16 protein-coding genes and 1 pseudogene are annotated in these 19,901 nt (G+C 68.9%); 11 read left to right on the top strand and 6 right to left on the bottom strand.

Going from position 1 to position 19,901, the window contains the following annotated elements:
* The first annotated feature begins 360 nt into the window (after positions 1-360).
* Together ACFVYX_RS12680 and ACFVYX_RS12685 are read left to right on the top strand one after the other, a co-directional pair.
* Entirely contained in the window at positions 361-645 is a 285-nt protein-coding gene (locus tag ACFVYX_RS12680; RefSeq protein ID WP_389681333.1) for a hypothetical protein, read from the top strand.
* Positions 642-1,040, top strand: a complete 399-nt coding sequence (locus ACFVYX_RS12685) for a type II toxin-antitoxin system VapC family toxin (protein WP_389681334.1) — start codon at positions 642-644, stop codon at positions 1,038-1,040. Before ACFVYX_RS12680 ends, ACFVYX_RS12685 begins: the two co-directional genes overlap by 4 nt.
* A gap of 369 nt (positions 1,041-1,409) precedes the next feature.
* On the opposite strand, the gene ACFVYX_RS12690 is transcribed toward ACFVYX_RS12685, so the two are convergent.
* Positions 1,410-1,676, bottom strand: a complete 267-nt coding sequence (locus tag ACFVYX_RS12690; protein ID WP_389681551.1) for an alpha/beta fold hydrolase — start codon at positions 1,674-1,676, stop codon at positions 1,410-1,412.
* 14 nt (positions 1,677-1,690) lie between these two features.
* Positions 1,691-2,290 (bottom strand): annotated as a pseudogene (locus ACFVYX_RS12695) (alpha/beta fold hydrolase); the annotation flags it as partial.
* Between the two features lie 84 nt (positions 2,291-2,374).
* On the opposite strand from ACFVYX_RS12695, the gene ACFVYX_RS12700 reads away from it, so the two are divergent.
* The 8 genes from ACFVYX_RS12700 to ACFVYX_RS12735 all read left to right on the top strand — a co-directional run bounded on the left by ACFVYX_RS12700 (position 2,375) and on the right by ACFVYX_RS12735 (position 11,955).
* Positions 2,375-3,874 carry an MFS transporter gene (locus tag ACFVYX_RS12700; RefSeq protein ID WP_389681335.1) on the top strand — a complete coding sequence of 500 codons (1,500 nt, stop codon included), beginning with the start codon at positions 2,375-2,377 and terminating at the stop codon, positions 3,872-3,874.
* A gap of 204 nt (positions 3,875-4,078) precedes the next feature.
* Positions 4,079-4,648, top strand: coding sequence for a TetR/AcrR family transcriptional regulator (locus ACFVYX_RS12705; protein ID WP_389681336.1), 570 nt, complete (start codon positions 4,079-4,081; stop codon positions 4,646-4,648).
* A 165-nt stretch (positions 4,649-4,813) separates the two neighbouring features.
* The gene (locus ACFVYX_RS12710; RefSeq protein ID WP_389681337.1) at positions 4,814-5,629 is read left to right on the top strand and encodes an oxidoreductase; all 816 of its coding nucleotides are present in this window, start codon (positions 4,814-4,816) and stop codon (positions 5,627-5,629) included.
* An 839-nt stretch (positions 5,630-6,468) separates the two neighbouring features.
* Positions 6,469-7,170, top strand: coding sequence for an SDR family oxidoreductase (locus tag ACFVYX_RS12715; RefSeq protein ID WP_389681338.1), 702 nt, complete (start codon positions 6,469-6,471; stop codon positions 7,168-7,170).
* Between the two features lie 32 nt (positions 7,171-7,202).
* Positions 7,203-8,237, top strand: a complete 1,035-nt coding sequence (locus tag ACFVYX_RS12720) for an alpha/beta fold hydrolase (RefSeq protein ID WP_389681339.1) — start codon at positions 7,203-7,205, stop codon at positions 8,235-8,237.
* 246 nt (positions 8,238-8,483) lie between these two features.
* Complete coding sequence (locus tag ACFVYX_RS12725) at positions 8,484-9,461, top strand: NmrA family NAD(P)-binding protein (RefSeq protein WP_389681340.1); 978 nt, start codon at positions 8,484-8,486, stop codon at positions 9,459-9,461.
* A gap of 122 nt (positions 9,462-9,583) precedes the next feature.
* Entirely contained in the window at positions 9,584-10,933 is a 1,350-nt protein-coding gene (locus ACFVYX_RS12730) for an SCP2 sterol-binding domain-containing protein (protein ID WP_389681341.1), read from the top strand.
* Between the two features lie 59 nt (positions 10,934-10,992).
* On the top strand, positions 10,993-11,955 hold the full coding sequence (locus ACFVYX_RS12735) for a PDR/VanB family oxidoreductase (protein WP_389681342.1): 963 nt from the start codon (positions 10,993-10,995) through the stop codon (positions 11,953-11,955).
* Positions 11,956-12,721: 766 nt separating this feature from the next.
* On the opposite strand, the gene ACFVYX_RS12740 is transcribed toward ACFVYX_RS12735, so the two are convergent.
* Positions 12,722-13,957 carry a PucR family transcriptional regulator gene (locus ACFVYX_RS12740; protein WP_389681343.1) on the bottom strand — a complete coding sequence of 412 codons (1,236 nt, stop codon included), beginning with the start codon at positions 13,955-13,957 and terminating at the stop codon, positions 12,722-12,724.
* A 326-nt stretch (positions 13,958-14,283) separates the two neighbouring features.
* On the opposite strand from ACFVYX_RS12740, the gene ACFVYX_RS12745 reads away from it, so the two are divergent.
* Positions 14,284-14,892, top strand: a complete 609-nt coding sequence (locus ACFVYX_RS12745) for a helix-turn-helix domain-containing protein (protein WP_389681344.1) — start codon at positions 14,284-14,286, stop codon at positions 14,890-14,892.
* 134 nt (positions 14,893-15,026) lie between these two features.
* On the opposite strand, the gene ACFVYX_RS12750 is transcribed toward ACFVYX_RS12745, so the two are convergent.
* The 3 genes from ACFVYX_RS12750 to ACFVYX_RS12760 all read right to left on the bottom strand — a co-directional run bounded on the left by ACFVYX_RS12750 (position 15,027) and on the right by ACFVYX_RS12760 (position 19,284).
* Entirely contained in the window at positions 15,027-16,391 is a 1,365-nt protein-coding gene (locus tag ACFVYX_RS12750) for an NAD(P)/FAD-dependent oxidoreductase (RefSeq protein ID WP_389681345.1), read from the bottom strand.
* Between the two features lie 179 nt (positions 16,392-16,570).
* A complete protein-coding gene (locus ACFVYX_RS12755) occupies positions 16,571-17,629 on the bottom strand; it encodes a dihydrodipicolinate reductase (protein ID WP_389681346.1) in 1,059 nt (352 codons plus the stop codon).
* 206 nt (positions 17,630-17,835) lie between these two features.
* Positions 17,836-19,284 (bottom strand): APC family permease, encoded by a 1,449-nt coding sequence (locus tag ACFVYX_RS12760; protein ID WP_389681347.1) that lies wholly within the window; start codon positions 19,282-19,284, stop codon positions 17,836-17,838.
* Positions 19,285-19,901 lie beyond the last annotated feature (617 nt).

Consider the following 19,901-nt stretch of genomic DNA (forward strand, 5'->3'; position numbering starts at 1 on the left):
GAACCAGGAGGTCGGCCACGGACTCACCAGCCGGCCTGCTCACCCCTCCACATGGCCCGTGACACACGTGACGCACATCACGCACACTCGACAAAGGCGCCGGTCAGCGTCCCTTTCCAGCAGGCTCAAGGATCGCCACGCCTCCACGTGATGCGTCATCGCAAACATGTAGAGCCGGAAACAGGTTAAGGAAAACCCCAGGTCAACGGCACGCCAGACGCAAAACGGACTCAAGATCAATGTGCATTACGTGCACTATGGGCGCTACGTGCGACCCTCTGACGCACGCTCGGGCACCATTCCAGACTCCACACCACCGAGAATCTCGCCGTATGGCATTCGAAATGCCATACTCGCGTCATGGCTGACGACGACACCGACTTCCCTCCCGGCGACGGCCCCAGCAGCGGCATCTCCGTCTCCCTGACCGCCGGCACCCTCCAAGCGATCCGTGAGCGGGTCGGCAAGCGAGGCGTGTCCGCTTACCTGGAAAAGGCCGCGCAACGGCAGATCGAGCGCGACAACCTGGATGAACTGATCGCCGACTTCGACAAGGCCCACGGCCCCGCCGATCCCGGGGCCGTGGCTGCCAAGCGGACCAGGCTCACCGGCGGCACCTCCTCCGGCGCCGGGGCGGCCGCGTGAGCGGCGCACTCGTCCTGGACAGTGAGGGGCTGGCCAAAGCCGTGCAGCGCGACCGTGAGATCCATGAGTGGCTCACCGCCGCCCGCGACGCCGACCTTCCCGTGATCACCTCGGCCGCGGTCCTCGTCGAGGTGATCCACCCCCGGATCAATGACGCTGCGCTGAAGTGGACGCTGTCCCGCCTTCGGGTAGAGCCGGTCACCCAGGCGATCGCCCAGTCCGCTGCCACCCTGTTGCGCACGGCCGGACTGCACGGCCACAAGTACGCCATCGACGCCATGCTCTGCGCCACCGCCCTCGCCCACCCGGGTCGAATCACCATCCTGACGTCCGACGTCGAGGACATCACCATGCTCACCGCCGAGCATTCACGCGTCACCGCCGAGAAGGTCTGACGCAAGCCGAGGCAGAGCCACCTCGCAAGCGGGAAGGCCGCCCAGAAGCTCCGGCTGGGGAGACACCTTGCCCGCCCCGGCGTCCGCGTCGGCGACATGGCCGGCGCGAGTCCGCGGGGGCCACAACGGCTGCCCTCTCGGGCGTAGCGCTGCCGCCATGGATTGTGGGGCCAGTGGCAGGCTGCCACAACACCGGCTCCACCGTCTCCCAGCCTCGGAGATCCTCATCTCGCCGGCGGCCCGTGCCGCGGAGCGTGTACAGGTGGATCTCGGCGCTGTGGCATGGAATCACTACAGCCCCTGAAGGTCACCACTCAAGGAGGCAAGGGCGGTCTCGTCGGCTTTCCCGACTCTGCCACCTCGACGCGATCACGCCACCGCGTTCAGCAGGTCGGCCAGGACGTCGGGTCTTTCCAGGGTGATGAAGTGGCCCGCTCCGCGCACCTGCGTGAACTCGGCGGCCGGGAGCAGGTCCCTGTTGGCTTCCCGGTCCGACCGCCGGGACCAGTCCTTCTCCCCGTAGACGAGGTGGATGGGGGCCTTGACCTCGGGGGAGCGCGAGCGGGCCGCGATGAGGCTGGGCAGGTTCTGGTACACGCCCCGGTCGACGGTCGGGTAGCCGGGACGGCTGCCCACCTGGAGGAGCTCGTCCGCGTAGTCCGCAGTGCGCTCTTGTCGCCGAGGCCACCCTGAAGGATCTTGCCGAAGGCGGCCTTGGGCTCCACCCTGGCGATCACCGCGCCCACTCCCGGCGTGAGGACAGCGCTGACCACCACACGGGCGAGGAGACCGGACCGGGCGATACCGCCCCGGTAGTCGTAGGTGTTCACCGCGACGACGCGCCGTACCCGCTCCGGAAGATCCGCCGCGGTGGTCAGAGCGAGCGCCGCCCCCATGGACTCCCCGACCAACGTCACGTCGTGGAGGTCGAGTTCGGCGAGGAGCCGTTTGACACCCGCGCGCATGGCCGGCTCGTCGTACGACGCGCCGGGCACGATCTCGGAGTAGCCCATCCCCGGCAGATCGAGGGCGTACACGGTGTACCGGTCCGCGATGAGCGGGATGAGGAGCCGGTAGTGCTCGGCCTGGGTGCGCACGGTGTGCAGCAGGACCAGGGGGGCACCGCTGCGCGCCTTGAGGTAAGCGCAGCTCCCCTCGTGGCCGTCACGTCCTGCGGGGGGGCGATGGCGTGTGTGGTGGTCCCCGGAATGCGAATCGTGGGACCGTCCCCCCGCTCCCCTCGCTTGCACCGAGGAAACCGATCTGTTTCCCTAGATGGAAACCGATCGGTTTCCATTCGACGGTCAGCCCATGATCAGCAACCAAGGGGAAAAATGAGCACCACCATCGACCGCGGGGCGCCCGCCTCCGGAAAGACAGACTCGGGCCGCCGCGGCTCGCATGCCATGCGCTGGTGGGTGCTTGTCGTGCTGGGCACGGCACAGCTCATGGTCACGCTCGATGCGACCGTCGTGAACATCGCGCTGCCCGCAGCCCAGCACGACCTCGGTTTCAGCGACGGCAGCCGGCAGTGGGTGATCACGGGTTACGCCCTGGCGTTCGGCAGCCTGCTGCTGCTCGGCGGCCGACTCGGTGACCTGTTCGGTCGGCGTACCACCTTCGTGACCGGTCTAGTCGGTTTCGCGGGCGCGTCCGTGGTCGGCGGCGCGGCCGGCAGCTTCGAAGTCCTTGTCTGGGCGCGTGTGGCACAGGGTCTCTTCGCCGCGCTGCTGGCACCCGCGGCCCTCTCACTGCTCAGCGTGACCTTCACCCAGCCGTCCGAGAGGCCGAAGGCGTTCGGCGTCTTCAGTGCGTTGTCCGGTGCAGGTGCCGCGGTCGGGCTGCTGCTCGGCGGCATGCTGACCGAATGGACGTCCTGGCGCTGGGTGATGTATGTGAACGTCATCTTCGCGGGCGTCGCGCTCCTCGGTGCGCTGCTGCTCCTGGCTAAGCCTGCGGTCACCGAGCGGCCCCGCATCGACATCCCGGGCACCCTCACGGTCAGCGCCGCGCTGTTCGCCATCGTCTACGGTTTCGCGCACGTCGAATCCACCAGTTGGACCGACCCGGTCAGCCTCGGTTCCCTGGTGGGCGGCGTGGTGCTGCTCGCGGTGTTCGTGTGGCTGGAGTCCCGGGTCGCGCATCCGCTGCTGCCGCTGCGAGTGATATTGGACCGGACCCGCGGTGGTGCGTTCCTGGCGGTGTTCGTCCTGGGCATGGGGATGTTCTCGATCTTCCTGTTCCTGACCTACTACCTGGAGGCCAGCATCGGCTACTCGCCGATCGAGGCCGGTCTGGCGTTCCTGCCGATGGTCGCGGGCATCGTCGCTTCGTCGACCACGGCGCCGTCGCTGCTGCTGCCCAGGCTCGGACCGAAGCTCGTGATCACCGCCGGGTTCCTGGTCTCCGCTTCCGGCATGGCCCTGCTGGCCCGGCTCGCCCTGGACAGCACCTACGTTGCCCACATCATGCCCGGGATGATCCTGCTGGGTCTCGGCATCGGCGCGGTGATGACCACCGCGTTCCAGGGGGCGACCGCAGGCGTGCACCACGAGGACACGGGGGTCGCCTCAGCGCTGATCAACACCAGCCAGCAGGTGGGAGGCTCGATCAGCACGGCGCTGCTGACCACCATCGCCTCCTCAGCCACGGCGGACTACCTGTCCTCGCACAAGCCCGGCGCGCTGACCGCGGCGCAGGCCGGGGTCGAGGGCTACACGGCCACCCTGGCGTGGGGCGCCGGGATCTTCGTGATCGGCGCAGTGCTCTCGGCGTTGCTGATACCGAACCGGGCTCTGGCGCCGTCGGAGGGTGAGCCCGTGATCGCCCACTGAGCCCGGACGCTCCGAGGCGTTGCGGGGACGGGGGCCGATGTCGGCGGCAGGGCGGTCATGGTGGGCGGGGGTCACCTCTTCGCGGCGCGCCACGCCCACCACGCCCACACGCCCGCTCGACTGTGGGCGACTCCGAAGATCGCTCCATCCAGTTCCGTAAACCGATCGGTTTTCTTCCGGCTGGAATCGAGTTAACCTCACCATATGAGCACCGAAGTGAAGCCAAGTCCCCGAGACCGGCTGCTGGAGGCGGCAGCCACGCTCACCTACCGAGACGGCGTCGGCATCGGTATCGAGGCGCTGTGTAAGGCGGCGGGGGTGTCGAAACGCTCCATGTACCAGCTGTTCGAGAGCAAGGATGAACTCCTGGCGGCGAGCCTGGAGGAGCGCGCTTCCGCCTTCGTAGCGACCCTCCTGCCCGCGGCGGACGACGATCGTTCGCCGCGCGAGCGGATCCTGCACGTCTTCGAGCAGGTGGAGGCGCAGGCAGGCGCGCCCGAGTTCCGGGGCTGCCGGTACCTGGCTGTGCAGATCGAACTCAAGGACCAGGGTCACCCGGCGAGCCAAGTGGCCCGCCGGGTCAAGGGAGGACTGACGTCCTTCTTCCGCACCGAGGCCGAGCAGGGCGGTGCCGGCGACCCCGACCTACTGGCCCGGCAGCTCAGCCTCGTCTTCGACGGCGCCAGTGCCCGAGCGGGGATCGGAGCCGACAACCTCACGGGGCTCATCGCCCCCACGGTGGCCACCATCCTCGACGCGGCAGGCGTGCGCTGACGCGTCGCCTCCCCGAGCGGGCGTCGTGAGCGATGCACCCCTCAGGGTAGACCGCCGCCGGCCGTCGGCCTGCGCCGCCCGGCCCGCCTCCGCCCTTGCACTCTGAAACCGATCGGTTTACCGTTGAGGAAACCGATCGGTTTTCTATGTGTCCGGGAGTACATGATGAGCACACATCGACCGGTGGCCCTCGTGACGGGCGCGTCATCCGGCATCGGGAAGGCAGCCGCGCTCGCGCTGGTCGAAGCGGGGTTCGAGGTGGTCGGCACAAGCCGCGACACATCCCGCGTCACACCGCTCGACGGCGTCACCTTCCTCGACCTCGACGTGGCGGGCGACGCGTCGGCCGCAGCCGTGGTCCAGCAGGTGGTCGACCGGTTCGGACGGATCGATGTCCTGGTCAACAACGCCGGTACGGGCTTGATGGGCGCGGCCGAGGAGAACTCCGTCGTACAGGCCCAGGCGGTCTTCGACGTCAACGTCTTCGGGGTGATGCGCATGGTGAAGGCGGTCCTGCCACACATGCGCGCCCGGGGGCGTGGACGCATCATCAACGTGTCCTCCGTGGTCGGCTTCCTCCCCTCGCCATACATGGCCGTCTACGCCGCGTCCAAGCACGCCATCGAGGGGTACACCGAGTCCCTGGACCACGAGGTCCGCAAGCAGGGCGTCCGAGCGCTTCTCGTCCAACCCGCCTACACCAGCACCGGATTCGAGTCCAACAGCCCCCGGCCCGACACGCCCCTGCCGGTCTACGACAAGCAGCGGCACGCCTTCGACCGCCTGATGGTGGACGCGATCAAGGACGGCGACGACCCCGCCGTCGTGGCCAAGACGATCGTCGCGGCGGCGACCGACCCGAAGCCGAAGCTGCGTTACACCGCCGGCCCCATGGCCGGTCGCGCGCGCATGCTGCGCCGCATGGCTCCCGCCGGGGTCTTCGACAGGCAGATCCGCAAGCTCAACCGCCTGGCCGGCTGACACCTGCCCCCCGAGGGTCATTCAGGACACCCGGGGCCGGTTCGCCTCCGAGGGCGTGTGAGAACCGTGGACGCATGAAGAGCGACGCGACGGTGACGACACCGTACGGTGGACCGCCGCCCTTCCCGGCCCGAACGGCTCCGTCGGCCTGATCGACGGCAGTCAATTCGGCAATGCCCAGTGGTCCGATCCGGAGGACGACTGTGGGACGCGCGGTGGCGTGATCGAGCTCGATGTCACCGCGCCCTCATCCCTCACGCACGGGTGACGCTCCTGATGCGACGTCACTGCATTGACCTCCACGGGCTCGTGAGCAGCGTCGCTGGGTTTGTGCCGGATCTCGACGGTCTGATGAACAACGGTTGCGGAGAACTACTCGCCGAGCGGTTTCCCGCGTCCGCCCGGGATGACCTCCCGAGCTCGGCTGCGAGCATTCCCGGCGGGAGCCCGACAGAGCGCGGTCCTGCCGCGTCGCCGGACTGCGCAACCAGGTCGACCACGACGGCGGCGGCGAGGTGCCCGGTGCGGCACGAGACCACGGCCTGCGTGGCCCAGCAGTAGATCTTCCACGGCGCCACCGGGCCGTCCCACATCGTCCTGCCGGCGGTTCCGCCGCGGCAAGAAGCGCCAGGGACCGCCTCGGCGAGATGACCGACGCCATGTCACCCAGACAATCCCCACCGGACACCAGGCCAACTCGCGGCCCGAGGCGCGACTTGCCCGTCGGCGGCACTGGAGGGGTCCTTGCGCCGCCACCGAAGGGCGGCGGCGCTTGCGTCAAGAAACCGATCGGTTTACGGTGGTGAAACCGATCGGTTTCCTACTTCTTGGAGATAGACGTGACAGCAATCGAAGGCGCCGCCGTCCTCGTCACCGGAGGCGGCCGGGGCATCGGCAAGATGCTGGTTGAAGAGCTCTACCGACGCGGAGCGGGCAAGGTCTACGCCACGGCCCGTGACCCCCGCACGGTGACGCACCCCGATGCCGTTCCCCTGGCTCTTGAGGTCACCGACCCCGCTTCCGTGACGGCCGCCGCCCAGCAGGCCCAGGACGTCACCGTCCTGATCAACAACGCCGGCGCCTCGGTCGGCGCCTCGTACCTCGACTCCCCGATGGACGACGTGCGCAGGGACCTGGAGACCAACTTCTACGGGCCGCTGCTGGTCACCCGGGCCTTCGCGCCGATCATCGAGCGCAACGGCGGGGGGCGCATCCTCAACGTCCACTCCGCCCTGTCCTGGCTGGCCGACGGCACGCCCTACAGCGCCTCCAAGGCTGCCCTGTGGTCGCAGACCAACTCGCTGCGCCTGGAGCTGCGGCCGCGCGGCATCACGGTGACCGGACTCCACGTGGCCTACGTGGACACCGACATGACGGCGGGCCTCGACGTGTCCAAGGCCGACCCTCGCGACGTCGCCGTGGCCGCGCTCGACGGCATCGAGGCAGGAGCCCACGAGGTCCTGGCCGACGACACCACCCGCTGGGTCAAGTCGCAACTGTCCGCCGACCTCGAAGCCCTGTACGCGCAGCTGAAGAACTGAGCACGCACCCTCATACGTCAAGGGAAATCCCTGTGGAATATTCGCTCACCCACCGCTTCATCGACGTGAACGGAGTCAGACTGCACATCGCCGAGCAGGGGCAGGGGCCGCTGGTCCTGCTGCTGCACGGCTGGCCGGAGAGCTGGTACTCCTGGCGCCACCAGTTCGCGGCGCTCGCGGCCGCCGGATACCGGGTCGTCGCCCCCGACCAGCGCGGCTACGCCCGCAGCGAGCAGCCGCCGGACGTCGACTCGTACACCCTGCTCCACCTCGTCGGCGACGTGATCGCCCTGATCGAAGAGCTCGGCGAGGAGCAGGCGGTCGTCATCGGCCACGACTGGGGCGCACCCGTCGCCTGGACCGCCGCGATGCTGCGCCCCGACAAGGTCCGCGCGGTGGCCGGGCTCAGCATCCCGCCGATCCTTCCCGGCGGGATGGTCCCGCCCTCGATCACCCGCACCCAGTACGGCGACGGCTTCTACCAGGTGTACTTCCAGCAACCGGGAGTCGCCGACGCCGAGTTCGCCAAGGACATCCCGGAATCCCTCCGCCGCCTCCTGGTCGGCGCCTCCGGCGACAACCCGCTCGGCAAGGAGCCCCGCCCGCTGGTCATACCCGACGGCCTCGGTCTGCTGGACACCATGCCGCAGGCGCCCGCACTCCCGACGTGGCTGACGGAGGAGGACATACGGGCGTACGCCGAGGACTTCGCCCTCCACGGCGAGCAGGCGTTCACCGGAGCCTTCAACTGGTACCGGAACATCGAGCGCAACAACGAACTGCTCGCGCCCTTCCGGGGGCGCCAGATCGACGTCCCCGCCCTGTACATCGTGGGGGACCGCGACATGGTCACCTCGCTGCGCGGTCCGGACGGCGGCAGCTCGCTGAGCGCGATGTTCCGCGGCGAGGGTGGTTCGGGCAACCCGTTGACCGCTGTCGCGCCCCAACTGCACGACGTGGTGGTGCTGTCGGGCTGCGGGCACTGGACGCAGCAGGAGCGTCCGGCCGAGGTCAACGCCGCACTCCTGGACTTCCTCGGCCGCGTCGACAGCGCATCGCTCCGATGACACTCCGCAGAATCCGCCTGCCCGGCACGGTCCGACCGGATCCGGACCCGAAGCCCGCGCGCAGGCGGGCGCCGAACACCACGACCTCGCCCTCATCGACCATGGCCGGCGACGGTCGACCCCACGATTCCGACCGCCACGCCGGCCCGCCGCCGCGCTGAGCGACGGCGCGAACGCCCAGGCACACGCCCCCGGTGTTCCGCGCAGCAGCCGGCTCCCCACCCCACCAGACAGAGGAACGCATTGATGTCAGAGCGCAAGCCCGTCCTGATCACCGGAGCCGCAGGCCATATCGGCGGCGTGAGCCGAACGATGGTCGACATGCTGCTCGAACAAGGCCACCCGGTACGCGCCTTCGTGCGACAGGATGACGAACGCGCGCACGCGCTCCGCCGGGCCGGGGCCGATGTCTTCGTCGGAGACCTGCTCACCATCGCCGACGTGACAGCCGCGCTGCAGGGCTGCCGAGGCGTCTACTTCAGCATGAGCCTGTCGCCGTACTACGCCGACGCCGTCAGCCTGATGGCCGCGGCGGCGCGGGCACAAGGTGACATCGAGGTCTTCGTCAACATGTCCGAGTACGAGCAGTCGTTCATGAGCTTCGAGAGGATGACCGCGCCGGAGGCGGAGCGGCGTTCATGGCTCGGCGGACTCGTCACGGACTGGTCGCCGCAACAGCGGGCCCACTGGATCGCCGAACAGGTGCTGGAGTGGTCCGGCCTCCCGACCGTCCACGTACGGGCTGCCATGTTCGTCGAGAACCCCCTGATGACCTGGCTCGCGCTGGAGCCGCTGGCCAACGGCGAACTGCGCCTGCCCTTCGGCCACCACCGGCTCGCACCCATCGCGGGTTACGACGTGGCAGAGGTGTGCGCGAGGATCCTCGCCGACCCTGCGCCGCACATCTCGAAGTCGTACGAGCTCAACGGTCCGGAGTGGAAGGACATGCACGGGTTCGCGGAGGACTTCGGCGCCGCGCTGGGACGTCCGGTCACGTACGTCCCCGAAGAGGTCGAAAGCTGGAACGAGACCTACGTGGACACCGCCCTGGCTGAACTTCCGCACACCGCTGAGCACATGAAGACCCTGACCCGACTGATCGGCGGCGGCGGGTACCGCGGCGTCACCGACCAGCTGCACACCCTGCTCGGGCGCCGGCCGAAGACCGTGCGATGGGTGCTGGAGAACCATCCGCGCATCCAGAAGCTGGCGGCAGCCGCCTGAGCCGTCGCGCGCTCCAGGGGTCTGCCACCTCAGGCCCTCCCCCACGCCGAGGTGCCCGACGGGGTCGCACGAGCGGCCACCGCGCACCTGACACGACATGAGAGAACAGGAAAGGAGGCACGATGGCCGGCAACAACAAGCTCGACGCCCATCCCACCGTCCTCAAGGTCCGCCAGCGGCACGACCACGGCGTCGCCCGGCCCGCGGAGCCGCTGGATGCGGACTGGCTGAGGCAGCTGTGTCTCGACGCGGGTGCGGACGACGTCGGCTTCGTCGAGATCGACCGGCCGGAAATCGCCGACCAGCGAGCGGACCTGGAAGCCGCCCTGCCGGGCGTCCGCGTGCTGATCAGCTTCGTGACCCGAATGAACCGGGAGAACATCCGCACTCCCGCGCGCTCGGTGGCCAACCTGGAGTTCCATCACACCGGCGACCACACCAACGAGGTCGGCCGGCACATGGTGGCCAAGCTGGAAGCAATGGGCGTGCGCGCCATCAACCCCGCGATGGGTTTCCCGATGGAGATGGACAAGTTCCCCAGGAAGACATGGGTCGTCTCGCACAAGCCGGTCGCCGTGGCGGCCGGACTCGGCAAGATGGGAATCCACCGCAACGTCATCCACCCCAAGTTCGGCAACTTCATCCTGCTGGGCACCATCCTCATCGACGCCGAAGTCAGCGACGTCTCCCAGGCCATCGAGTACAACCCCTGCCTGGAATGCAAGCTGTGCGTGACAGCCTGCCCGACCGGGGCGATCGCGTCCGACGGCCACTTCAACTTCTCCGCCTGCTACACGCACAACTACCGTGAGTTCATGGGTGGCTTCGGCGACTGGGCCGAACAGGTCGCCGAAAGCCGTGACGCCCACGACTACCGCTCGCGCGTGAGCGACAGCGAGAGCGCGTCCATGTGGCAGAGCCTGTCCTTCGGCGCCAACTACAAAGCGGCCTACTGCATGTCGGTGTGCCCGGCCGGCGAAGACGTCATCGGACCCTGGCTGGACAATCGCAAATCACACCTCACCCAGGTCGTGCGCCCCCTGGTGGACAAGGAAGAGACCGTCTACGTCGTCCCCGGTTCCGACGCCGAGCAGCACGTGGCCAAGAAGTTCCCCAACAAGCAGACGAAGCACGTGGCAATGAGCCTGCGCGCGAACAGCATCGACGGCCTGGTGGAAGGCATGCCGCTGATCTTCCAGCGCGAACAGGCCAAGGACATGTCCGCCACCTACCACTTCACCTTCACCGGCGACGAGTCCCGGCAGATCACCGTGACCATCCGCGACCGCGAACTCGGTATCACCGACGGACATCACGGCGAGCCAGACCTCAAGATCACCGCCGACACGGCCACCTGGCTGCGCTTCCTCACCAAACCGACGATGCTCGCCTGGGCACTGGTGCGGCGCCAGATCAAGCTGCAGGGCCCCCCTCGACTGCTCCGCGCATTCGGCCGCTGCTTCCCCTCCTGATCGGCCAGGAAAGAAAGCCGACCACCGAATCGCCACCCGTAAGAAATGAAAGGCCGAGCATGATCACTCTCAGCACCGAGGTCGAACTCGACCTCGTGTTGGAACGCAAGGAGACGATAGCCGAAGGTGTGGTGCTGCTGACGCTGCGCGACCCCGAAGGCCGTACGCTGCCGGAATGGCAGCCGGGAGCACACATCGATCTGATACTGCGAGCCGACTTCGTCAGGCAGTACTCACTGTGCGGAGACCCGGCGGACCGGTCCCGGCTTCAGGTCGCTGTGCTGCGCGAACCGGAAAGCCGGGGCGGATCGAGCCATGTGCACGACGTACTCACGGAGGGCGAGCCGGTGCGCGTACGCGGGCCCCGCAACCACTTTCCGCTCGTCAAGGCGAAAAACTACCTGTTCATCGCAGGAGGAATCGGGATCACCCCGATCCTGCCCATGATCGCGGCCGTCCACGCGAGCCGCGCCGACTGGCGCCTCGTCTACGGCGGCCGTACGCGGGCTTCGATGGCGTTCGGCGAGACCCTGCGCCGGACGTACGGAGAGCGGGTGAGCCTGCGGCCGCAGGACGAGTACGGGCTCCTGGACCTGCCTTCGCTGCTCGGCAAGCCGCAACGGAAGACAGCCGTCTACAGCTGCGGCCCGGAACCGCTGCTCGCGGCGGTCGAGGCCGGCTGCGAGAAGTGGCCGAGCGGATCTCTGCACCTGGAGCGCTTCGCCCCGAAGAAGGACGTCACCGCCGGGCCGCTGACGACCTTCGAGGTGGAACTCGCCCAGTCCGGCACGACGCTGAAGGTCTCCGAGGACATGTCCATTCTTGAGGCAGTCGGCAATGCCGGTGTGTCGGTGATGACGTCGTGCGAGGAAGGAATCTGCGGAACCTGCGAGACCACCGTACTGTCCGGGGAGATCGACCACCGCGACTCGGTCCTGACCGACCAGGAACACGCCGCAGGAAACACCATGATGATCTGCGTCTCCCGAGCCAGAAGCGACCGCCTGGTCCTCGACCTCTGATCCACCGCAGAAACCCCCGGATGCGTCGGCCTCCCCCGCCCCCTACCGCCCATGAGACGACACGCACCGGACACTCCACCGAGTGTCACGGAACGTTACTGCCCAGAGGCGGATGGGCGGGGGCGGCCAACAGCTCGGCAGCCGATCTCCCCGCCCCCTTCAAGGTGCCCACCGCCATACAGCCGGGGGCTCCACTCGGCGGTCGCCCATCACGCATGACGGCACGTCAGAAACCGACCCGTCCGTGCGTCAACCGTGCGTCACGTGCGTCAGATATGCGTCAAGATATCGCCCGTAACGCACGTAACGCACATCATGCACGCTCGGCAAAGACGCAGGTCAGCGTCCCTTTCCAGTAGGCTCAAGGATCGCCACTCACTCCACGTGATGCGTCATCGCAAACATGTAGAGCCAAAACAGGTTAAGGAAAACCGCAGGTCAGTAGCCTGACGGGAACAAAACGGACTCAAGGTCACTGTGCATGACGTGCATCGTGGACGCTACGTGCGACCCCTGACGCACGCGCGGAGGGCACCTGGGCGCTCTGCGCCCAGAGGCCGACATGCGACGTCGGCCTCTGGGCGGCGGTGTCAGCGTCGCCCTCGCCGTCGATCGCAAACGTTCCGGAAGGAATGCCACTGGCGAAGGCAGGCCGCCCAGGCACCGTCCGGGCGCCCGGGCGGTTCTGCCCGCCTTTCCCCGTCTCGCCCTTCCGGGCTCTTCCCTGGGCAAGGAAGCTCGAGCACCGCAGCTGCGTGGTGTGAGCTCAGCTCGGAACGACCGTCACGATGTCAGGCGCGATGTCCAGCACCAGGAGTGCCGCCGCCACGTGGGTCGGGTTGGCCTCCACCTTGACGGCCGAGAGCTCGTTGGCGCGTGAGACCCGCCGTTCGACGGTGTTGCGGTGCGCGTAGAGGTCGGCGGCCGCCCGGGTGGTGCTGAAGCCGCACTGCACGTAGGTGAGCAGTGCCTGCCGCAGCGCCGGGTCGGCTTCGGCCAACGGCCCGAGGGTGTTGATGACGAACCGGCGTGCGCCGGGCCGATCCTTCGTGAGCGCGTCGATCAGCTCGACGTCGGCGTAGGCGGTGAACCGCCGGTCGGAACCCAGCCGGATCACGAGCGCCTGCGCCGCGAGGGCGTCCTGGTGGCTGGAGCGGAATCCTTCGAGACCGCGTCCCGGCCTTCCCACCGCCGCACGGACCGCGTCGGTCGCCGCGAGGTCCTTCTCCACGTGGTGAAGGTCCGGGACGGCTTCCCCCGAGAGCCAGATCCACCGCGACGTGGCGCTGGCGCGTGCCACCAGGGCGCTTCGACCTCCGGCGGAGCAGCGCACGGCGGCGATCGCCTCGTCCAGGGCGTCGGCCTCCTGGGGATCGTCGACCCAGAGGACGAGGCCCACGTGCCACCGCGCCATCCGGTAGCGCAGGCGTCCTTCGGCGAGGTCCTCCGCCATCGGCGCCCCACTGGCGATCAGCTGGATCAGTGCGATCCCCTCTGCATCCGTGTTCCCCATCGCCGCGGCGAGGCCGGCTTGCCGCAGGGCAGCGACGGAGTCGAGGGCGTACTGCACCAGCGACTGCGCCGTCACGTCCAGGACCCCCACGAGATGCTCGGGGTCCGCGCAGTCCGCCACGCATTCCTCCAGCCATCGCCGCCAGCCGATCCCCAAGGCCACGCGCCAGGCACCGGCGAAGTCGGGCGCGATGCCCCGGGAGACGAGATCGTTGATGTACGCCGTGGTCCTCGGGCTGACGTAGGGCTCTACCCTCCGCCCCGGTTGCTGAACGTTTGCGGTCAACCATTGGACCACCTCAGAGCGGTTGAGCGCGCGATCCTCCTCGACCAGCGATGCGTCCGCGAGGAGAGCGGGATCGTTCTGGGCGACGAGAGAGGGCCTTGCGAAGGAGTCGATCAGGGCATCCGTTTCCGTCAGCAGGCGCTGACACAGGGACCTGATCGCATCGGCGACCTCACGCGAGGGCGGGGGCCACAGCTCTTCCATGTTCTCAGTGTCCCTCTGCTCTCGGGGAGCCGAGGCTCCCGACATGCCGTGTCCCAGACAGGTGAGGGGCTCGTCGGCCACCTGGCCGCCGACGCAGGCGCGGGCCCTCGGCCGCTGTTTACTCCCACTAAACGGCGGCAGATTTACCACGCTCTCGTCGGCACCACAAGGGGTTCGACACCATCGCCCCCTCCCCCTGCGCAGGGGCGCACCGACCGCCCCTGGCGCGCATGCCTTAGCCTCGTGCCACGGAGAGGACTCGTCCGGGTCGGCCCGTCACCTGACAGGCACACGACCTCGGCCTCGGGACGGGCGGTGAGCACACCATGTCCATCGGTGACGGCGGGACAGCAGAAGGAGCGGAACGCGGCGCCGCCGCCCTCGAAGCGTCCACGGGTGCGCGGCTCCGGAAGATCAGGCTCGACCGCGGGTTGTCGTTGACGGAGGTCGCGCACCGGGCAGAGGTCACCAAGGGCTTTCTGAGCCAGTTGGAGCGTGGGCTCACCAGCGTGTCCGTCCCCACGTTGCTGCGCGTCTGCGAGGTGCTGCGGATCGGGGTCGGGGAGCTGTTCGGGTGCCCCGACGAACACGTCGTGGCCGGCGGAAGCCGGATCGACATGGGCGGTGAGGGCGTGGCCGAGTACCTGCTCACGCCCGCCGACACCACGGCGTTCCAGGTCTTCCGCTCCGTGATCGAGCCAGGCGGGGGCACCGGAGGCCCCTATCGGCTCGACACCGCCACGATCTTCGCGATGGGGCTGAGCGGCTCGACCCGTCTGATCGTCGGGGGCGAGACCCGGATGCTGTCGGCCGGGGTGTCCACCTCGTTCTCCGGCCAGACGCTTCACGAGTTCGACAATCCGGGTACGACGGTGAGCGAGGTCCTCTGGGTCCTGTCGCCTCCCCTGCCGCGCGCCGCGCGAGAACCCGCCTAGGTCCCGGCGTCGAATGCCGGGTCCGCATGAGGAGTGATGCGAGGGCGACGGCTGCTTCGCAGGACCCGGCGGTGTTGTCGTAGCGGATGGCGATCTCACACCGCGCCGTCACGGAGCAGGCGTCGCCCCAACCCTCAGGAACCCCCGCGCCTGGCACGACGGAGCGCCCGCCGGGCCCGTGTCCTGCTGCCGTTGAAGAAGTCGTTGAACCGGTCCAGCCCCCAGATGGCCCGGAGGACGAACGGCTGCATCAGCAGCGACATCGACGGCGAGTACTTCGGGGCGTCCGACCAGATGCCGGCGAGGTCGTCCGACATCTGACCGTCGACGATGTAGTCGGCGAGCTGGTGGGTCACGTACGGCACCTGGCAGAGGCCGTGGCCGTTGCAGGCCATCGCGTAGAAGACGTTGTCACCCACCTGCCCGGCGACCGACAGCCAGTCCGGGCTGATGCCGATCCAACCGCCCCAGGCCCGCTCGATGGCCACGTCGGACAGCGACGGGAACCGGTTGGCCAGATCCTTCCCCATGTCCCGCACGACAGCGGGGTCCGGGAGCCGGTCCGGGAGCGGGTAGGTCTGGCCTCGCTGCGCTTTGCGGACCCCACAGACGATGGTGTTGCGCTCGGTGAGCCGGTAGTGGGTCATCAACTGGTGCTGGGTGATGATGCCGGACCGACTGGTCCAGTCCAGCGCGGCGAGCCGCTCCGGCGCGATGGGTTCCGACTCGATCTCGATGACGTACAGCGGCGTCGCGAGGTTCTTGGGCGTGATGTCCCACTCACCGCCGTAGACGCTGGTCGCGAGCAGCACCTTGTTGGCCCGCACGGTGCCGTGCGGTGTCGTGATCTCGACGATGCCGCCTGTGCGCCGGACATCGCTCACCCGCGTCCGCTCGAAGACCTTGGCCGAGGACGCGAGCAGCGCGCGGCGCACACCACGAGCGAGCTTGCCCGGGTTCAGCATCCCGCCGATGGATTCCCGCATCCCGCCCACGAAGCCGGCGGGGAGGCCGAGCTCCTCCCTGCTGCCGACGGTTCCGCCCCCACCGAAGGCGCGCAGGATCGCCGCCTGGGTACGCACCCTGAGCATCATGAGGGGTGAGACCGCACCCCACACCAGGCCGTTCGCCACGTAGTCGCAGTCGATGTCGTGCCTCGTGATGAGGTCTTCCACATAGCGGCCCGCGTGCTCCGCCAGTTTGGCCATGACCGGCATCTTCTTCGGGGACTGGAGGCTGAGCATCCGCAGGTCGCCACCCGGCGCCCCGGCGATCTGACCGCCGTTGCGCGAGGCCGAGCCGTAGCCGCAGAACTCGGCCTCCAGCAGGACCACGTCCTGGTCGCGCTCCGCGAGGCGCAGGGCGGCCGCCATGCCACCCATCCCGCCGCCGATGACGGCGATGTCGCAGGTGAGATCACCGTCCAGCGCGGGCCGCACGTCGTCCGGCGGGTCGATCCAGCCGGTGAAGCTGGTGTACTTCGTGCTGTCGGTCCTCATGCTGTCCCGATCTCCTTCCAGGTGGGGCGTCCGCCCCACTTCGTACTCCGCGTCGTGGCGTGCTCGGCAGCGCGCCCGAGCCCCCGTTCCCGTCCGGCGGATCGACGGTGACGGGCGGCTCTTCGGCGAGACGCGTGAAGACGGCGAACAGGAGGTTCTCCGTCCTCTGCGTCTCCGTCTCAGTCCTGAGAAGTCGTGGCCCCGAGTGAGGCCCGGCCCGCTCGCCGCTCTCCCTTGGCCGCGACCGAACGGGCGGGCAGGTCCCCCATGGTCAGGAGACCGGGATGCGCCTCGACGACCGCGGTGGAGGCGTTGACCGCTGCCGCGACGGTGCTGAGGAAGGAATCGAAGCCCACGGAGGAACGGAGGTCTACGATCTGCTCCTCCCCGACGATCCGGTAATCGTCGCCCGCGGCCACCTCATCGGCCGGCTCGAAGAACCCGAACGTGATCTCCAGATCGATCACCACCTCGCCCTTGAGCACGCCCCGGGCGGCGTGAGTGACCGCCGCGATCTGCCCCGGTTCGATACGCATGTGGTCCCCGACGCGCGGCGAAGTCGTCACGACAGCGGGTTCGACCTCTCCCACGTCCACCGAGTCGAGATCCCATCCGAGCCCTGCCGCGAGCGCCCCGATGGCCTGCTCGAAGCCGTGGTGCCCGACGACCTCGCCCCGGCTGCGAGCCGTCGCGAACTCGCGCATGGTCAGACCGAGGCCGAACTTCGACAGGATCGCGCCGTAGCGTGACATGTTCGTCCGCCGGCGGATCCGCACGCTCTCCACACGCTGGGTCAGTGCGGTCAGGAGGAGAGGAAGGGTGTCCATCAGGACGCCCGGGTTCGCCCCGCTGCCCAGGACGGTCACGCCGTGCGCCTTCGCCGTGTCGTCGAGCCGCCGGGCCAGATCGGGGTGGCTCCGCCATGGATGGGCCAGCTCTTCGCAGATGCTCAGAACGTTGTACGAACGCTCCAGCAGCGGCAGCAGGACGTCGGCCACCCTGTGGAGATCCGAGACGGTCGCCACGATCGCGAGGTCGGCGGCGGGCAGCTCGGCCGGGTCGCTCACGACGACGACACCGTTCGCGACGCCGCCGAGGAGCACTCCGAGGTCCTGACCGACCACGCGGGGGTCCCGGTCCGCCGCTCCCACGATCTCCACGTCCGCGCGTCGCAGCAAGGAAGAGGCGATGGCCCGGCCAGTGGCACCGAGCCCCACCACGACAGTCCGATTCTTCAACGTCACTCCCTTGGGCGCCTCGGTCGGCCCGCCCACGACACGGTGGCCGGCGAAACCGGACTTCACCGGTGGCGGTTGCCTGGTACCCCACTGTCACAGGCCACGGCCGTGGTGAGAACGACACTGGGCACCGGCTTCCTCCGAGGGCGGTGCACGGTGCACAGACCGGCCGCGCCCTTGCGCTCATGAGCTGACCGGCACGTCGCTCAGAGTCGCTCGTAGACAGCCGGTCGGCGCGCGCGCAGGACGAGGGCCTGCACCGCGCCGGCCACGGCCGAGAGGGCGACGAGCCCGCCGATCACCCAGGCACCCGTAGTGGTACCGACGAGGAGCGCGAAGTTGGCGACCATCATGCAGACCACACAGGCCAGGCCGAGGAAGGCGACGCCAGGGGCCACGACCGTACGCCACACCGGCTGCCGCCCGTCGGCGCGCCGGAAGAAGCCGATGACGGCGAGGCTGGTGGCCGCCATCAGCAGGACGATGCCGAGCGTGGCGGCGCCGGAGAACCACGCGTAGAGGTCCCCGATCGGGTCGAGGCCGAGCGAGGCGACGACGAGCGTGGTGACGAACGCGACCGCCGAGGCGACGGCCGAGGACGCCGACGGCGCGCGGTGCCGGGGGTGGACGACGCTCAGCGACGCCGGAAGCGCGCCGGCCCGAGACAGCGCGAACTGGTAGCGCGTCACGACGTTGTGGAAGGCCAGTACGCAAGCGAACTGGCTTGTGATCAGCAGAAGTTGCATGGCGTCGGCCCAGACGGACCCCACGTAGCTCCGCGTCAGCGTGAGGACCAGGCCCTCGGGGTCGGCCTGCGCGGCTCCGACCACGGCGTCGACGCCGGAACCCACCACGATCGCCCACACGGTGAACGAGTAGAAGGCTCCGATCACCAGGATCGCGACGTACGTCGCCCGCGGGACCGTGACGTCGGGGTCCTTCGCCTCGTTGCGGAACACGGCCGTCGCCTCGAAGCCGATGAACCCGAAGAGGGCGAACATGACGCCGAGGCCCAGGGAGCCGGTGCCCACGATCGAGGGCGACACCGGCTCGGCCGTGAGGCCGTGGGCGCCGCCGTGGCCCACGATGCCGACGTCCATGACCAGGAGCAGCAGAAATTCCAGCACCAGCACGGCACCGAGCACCTTGGCGCTGAGCTCGATGTCGCGATAGCCGAGGAAGGCGATGACGCCCAGCGAGACGAGCGCCCAGGCCCACCACGGGGAGCCGACGTCGGCGTACCGTTCGATGACGTTGCTCGTCGCGACCCCGACATAGGCGTTCACCCCGACGAGAAGCAGCGTGTAGGAGAAGAGCGCGAGGGTCGCTGCCGAGAGGCCGGGTATGCGGCCGAGCCCCGCCTGGACGTAGGCGTAGAAGGCGCCCGCGTCGCGTACCCGTCCGGCCATCAGTGTGAAGCCGACCGCGAAGACCAGCAGCAGCACGGTGGACAGCGCGAAATACAGCGGCATCCCCGGGCTGCCGCTCACGGCGAAGGCGAGCGGCACCCCGCCGGCCACCAGGCCGAGCGGTGCCGCCGCGGCGACGACCATGAACACGATCTGCGACACGCCGAGCCCACGGTGGAGCGGGTTGCCCGATCCCGCTTCACCGCCGGGTGCTTCGGCGTGCCCTGTCTTGGAGAGGTCGGTCATCGCGATCACCTTTCGGCTCACGGGCCGGTACCGGCTCGTCGTGGGTGGGTGAAGGAGTGCGTGCGTGGAGCGGTACGCCTGCGCGAACGAACAGGTGCGACTCCCTCGCGGTGGCTGAGCCGGAGCGGCAGGAGGCGGCTCCTGCCGCCCGAGAAGACGCGGCCCCGTGCGGGTTCAGGGTCGTCGGCCGCTTCCGCTCGGCCGCGATCGTGGGAGCGACGGCGGCGATCGTGGGAGCGACGGCGGCGATACCCCGCGGCTCGATACACCTGTGGGTCCCGGCACGCGGCGAGGTCGTCACGACAGCGGGTTCGGTCTCCCCGCATGACCACGGCCCTGCTGTTTAGTACCACTAAACAGCAGGGGGAAACCTCTACCACCCCGGACTTGCTCCCGCAATGGCAGCGGCAGCAAGACGCCGCTGGACGGTCGTCTCCGACCGCCCTCCCGGAAGGGCCGGGCCCCGGGCTCGACCGGGGCCTCCGCCCGAACGTCGGACACCGTAGGGGCGCAGCTGCCCGGTCCGCCTGTGCATCGTGCACCGAGTCCTGGCGAAAGAGGTGCCCGCTGTCGTTCTCGCAGGCGGTCCTGGCTGGCGACAGTGAGGCAACCGCCAC

The organism is Streptomyces sp. NPDC058326, assembly GCF_042879855.1.
Classification (GTDB): Bacteria; Actinomycetota; Actinomycetes; order Streptomycetales; family Streptomycetaceae; genus Streptomyces.